The sequence below is a fragment of the Dietzia sp. B44 genome, assembly GCF_014145245.1.
Lineage (GTDB): Bacteria > Actinomycetota > Actinomycetes > Mycobacteriales > Mycobacteriaceae > Dietzia > Dietzia natronolimnaea.
Genome location: NZ_JAALEF010000202.1, coordinates 1 through 3143, shown reverse-complemented (window position 1 = coordinate 3143; position 3143 = coordinate 1). Strand labels below are relative to the sequence as shown.

Here is a 3143-nt window from a genome sequence, read left to right as displayed (position 1 = left end):
CCCGATGCCGGGTCGGCGAGGGCCTGCACGATCCCGAGAGCCTCCGGGTCCGCGCGCAGCGCCGGGTCGGCCAGGCCCTCCTGCACACCGCGGGCGAGGGTGCCGTCTGCGCCCGCCTGCTGCAGCTCGCTGGTGATGGAACCCCCGACCCGGCTGAAGAGGATCGACAGGAACACGGCCACCCCGGCGGTGCCGCCGAGCTGGCGGAAGAAGGTCGCGGACGCGGTGGCCACGCCGATCTCGCGCGGGCTCACAGCGTTCTGCACGATCAGGGTGATCGGCTGCATGCAGTTGCCCAGGCCGATTCCCAGCACCAGCATGTAGGCCATGACCAGGGTCAGCGAGGTGTCGGCGTCGATGGTCCACAGCAGGAACAGCCCGACGGCCGAGATGGCGGTGCCGAGGATCGGGAACTCGCGTACCCGGCCGGTCTTGGAGATGAGCTGACCGGACACGATCGAGGCGCCCATCATGCCCGCCACCAGTGGCAGCATCATGAGGCCGGATTCCATGGGGTCGGCGCCGTGCACGATCTGCATGTACAGGGGCAGGGTCATCATCCCGCCGAACATGGCCATTCCCACGATCACCCCGCCGGCGGTGACGATCGAGAAGGTGCGGTCGCGGAACAGCCGCAGGGGGATGAGGGCCTCGTCGCCGGCCCGGGCCTCGACGATGAGGAACAGGCCGATGCCGGCCAGGCCCACGACGTAGCAGGCCAGTGCGGCCGGTGAGCCCCAGCCCCAGGTGTTGCCCTGTTCGGCCACCAGCAGGAGCGGCACCAGCCCGACGACGATCGCGGCCGCGCCCGCCCAGTCCACCCGGTGGTCCACCCGCACGTTCTTGACGTTGAGGGTGAGCAGCACCATCGTCAGCGCGAGAGCGCCGATGGGGACGTTCATGAGGAAGATCCAGCGCCAGCCGTCGATGCCGAAGATCGTCTCCACGCCGGCGAAGAAGCCGCCGACGACCGGGCCGATGACCGACGACGAGGCGAACACCGCGAGCATGTAGCCCTGGTACTTGGCACGGTCGCGCGGCGGGATGATGTCGCCGATGATCGCCAGGGAGAGCGACATCAGGGCGCCGGCGCCCAGTCCCTGGATCCCGCGGTACAGCGCGAGCGTGTACATCGAGTCGGCGAGCGTGCACAGCAGGGAGCCGAACACGAAGATCACGATGCCGATGACGAAGAACGGTTTGCGCCCGTAGATGTCCGAGAGCTTGCCGTACAGCGGTGTCGAGATGGTCGAGGTCATGAGGTACGCGGTGGTCACCCACGCCTGCGCGTCCAGGCCCTGCAGATCGTCGGCGATGGTCCGGATGGCGGTCGACACGATGGTCTGGTCCAGGCTCGCGAGGAACATCGCCGACATGAGGCCGGCGAGGATCACCAGGATCTGACGATGAGAGAACTCGCCGTCCTCACCGGCCTGGGTCGTGACGGGCGAGCGGTCGGTCATCAGTTCTCCTTGGCGGACGTGAGGGCGTCGAGTTCGGTGCGCAGTGACTCCGCGAGGCGTGCCAGTCCCTCGTCGAGTGAGGCCGCCTGTTCGGGGGTCCAGTCGGCCAGGACGTCGGCCATCCACTGGCCCCGTCCGGCGAACACGCGGGTGACGAGGTCGCTTCCCTCGGACGTGAGGGTGACGACGCTCGCGCGCCCGTCATCCGGGTCGGGGACCTTGGCGACCAGACCGAGGGTCTCGAGGTGGCGGACCTGACGGCTCACCACCGAGATATCGGTGTGGAGACGGTCTGCCAGGTTCGTGACTCGGGCGGGTTCGTCATGGATGGCGAACAGCAAGGGGTGGGCGGACTGCTCCAGGGACTCGTGGAACCGCGGGACCGAGACATTGACCGCGCGTAGCAGTTTGACCACGCGGGACAGGTCCATGACGAGCTTGCCTCCCTGTTCGGCGTCAATCGCCACCCTGACCTCCCCGGTCTTGATTAAATTGCTTGCAGCAAGCAAGTATATGCACGGGCTTCTGGTTCCTGCAATCGACGGGAAAGGAGAGGTCTCGGGTGCGCCCGGAGTGCGGCACGGGCCGAGTTGACTATCGAAGAGGGAAGTCGACGCCGGTCGACAGCAGGGTGACCTCAAGGCCGATCCGGAAGGGGTTCCTCCGGCGGTGAAGCCGCTATCTACGTGGAGATGTGGTGACTGCGCGGCGTGGAAGTGCCCCCGGTCGGACTCGAACCGACACTGGACGGGTTTTGAATCCGTTGCCTCTGCCAATTGGGCTACGGGGGCGAACGCGGCGAGCCGCTGGTCGGAAAGTCTAACCGACGACCGGTGAGCGGCTGTCCGACGCCCGCCCTAGAGTGGCCGTGTGAGCACCACGAGCCAGACCGCCGAAGCCAGTTCCGCCGCCACCACCGCGTCCACCGACGCCGCCGAGGCACACGGGCCCACCCGTCTGTTGCTCCTCGACGGGCACTCGCTGGCCTTCCGCGCGTTCTACGCGCTTCCCGCGGAGAACTTCTCCACGGCCTCCGGGCAGCACACCAACGCGGTCTACGGATTCCTGTCGATGGTCGCCAACCTGGTCACCACCGAGGAGCCCACCCACCTGGCGGTGGCGTTCGACGTCTCCCGGGCGACCCTGCACCGGACGGCCGAGTACCCGGAGTACAAGTCGACGCGCTCGGCTGCCCCCGAGGAGTTCAAGGGACAGGTCGAGCTGATCCAGGAGGCGCTGGTGGCACTCGGGGTCCGCACCCTGTCCCTGGAGGGCCACGAGGCCGACGACATCATCGCGACCCTGGCCACCCAGGCGGCAGGGGCCGACACACTCATCTGCACGGGGGACCGCGACGCGCTGCAGCTGGTCTCCGACGCGGTGACCGTCCTCTACCCGGTCAAGGGAGTCTCGGAGCTCGCCCGCTTCACCCCCGAGGCGGTGGAGGCCAAATACGGGGTGACCCCCGCTCAGTACCCGGACGTCGCCGCGCTGCGGGGCGACACCTCCGACAACCTCCCCGGTGTGCCCAAGGTTGGCGACAAGACGGCGGCGAAGTGGATCGTCCAGTACGGCAGCCTGTCGGAACTGATCGCGCACGCGGACGAGGTCAAGGGCAAGGTGGGGGAGAGCTTCCGCGAGCACCTCCCGCAGGTGCAGCTCAACCGCCGTATCACCGAA

General features: G+C 68.0%; 3 protein-coding genes and 1 tRNA gene. 1 reads left to right on the top strand and 3 read right to left on the bottom strand.

Features of this window, described 5'->3' with window-relative positions; translation table 11 throughout:
• The 3 genes from G6017_RS07505 to G6017_RS07495 form a co-directional block, all read right to left on the bottom strand.
• The coding region (locus G6017_RS07505; protein ID WP_182616744.1) for an MDR family MFS transporter at positions 1–1463 on the bottom strand (1463 nt) is incomplete at its 3' end.
• Positions 1463–1930 carry a MarR family transcriptional regulator gene (locus G6017_RS07500; RefSeq protein ID WP_182609458.1) on the bottom strand — a complete coding sequence of 156 codons (468 nt, stop codon included), beginning with the start codon at positions 1928–1930 and terminating at the stop codon, positions 1463–1465. The genes G6017_RS07500 and G6017_RS07505, both read right to left, overlap by 1 nt.
• Before the next feature lie 250 nt (positions 1931–2180).
• Positions 2181–2254: transfer RNA gene (locus G6017_RS07495), tRNA-Leu, on the bottom strand.
• 166 nt (positions 2255–2420) lie between these two features.
• On the opposite strand from G6017_RS07495, the gene G6017_RS07490 reads away from it, so the two are divergent.
• A partial coding sequence (locus tag G6017_RS07490; protein ID WP_277819581.1) for a 5'-3' exonuclease occupies positions 2421–3143 on the top strand: 723 nt, incomplete at its 3' end.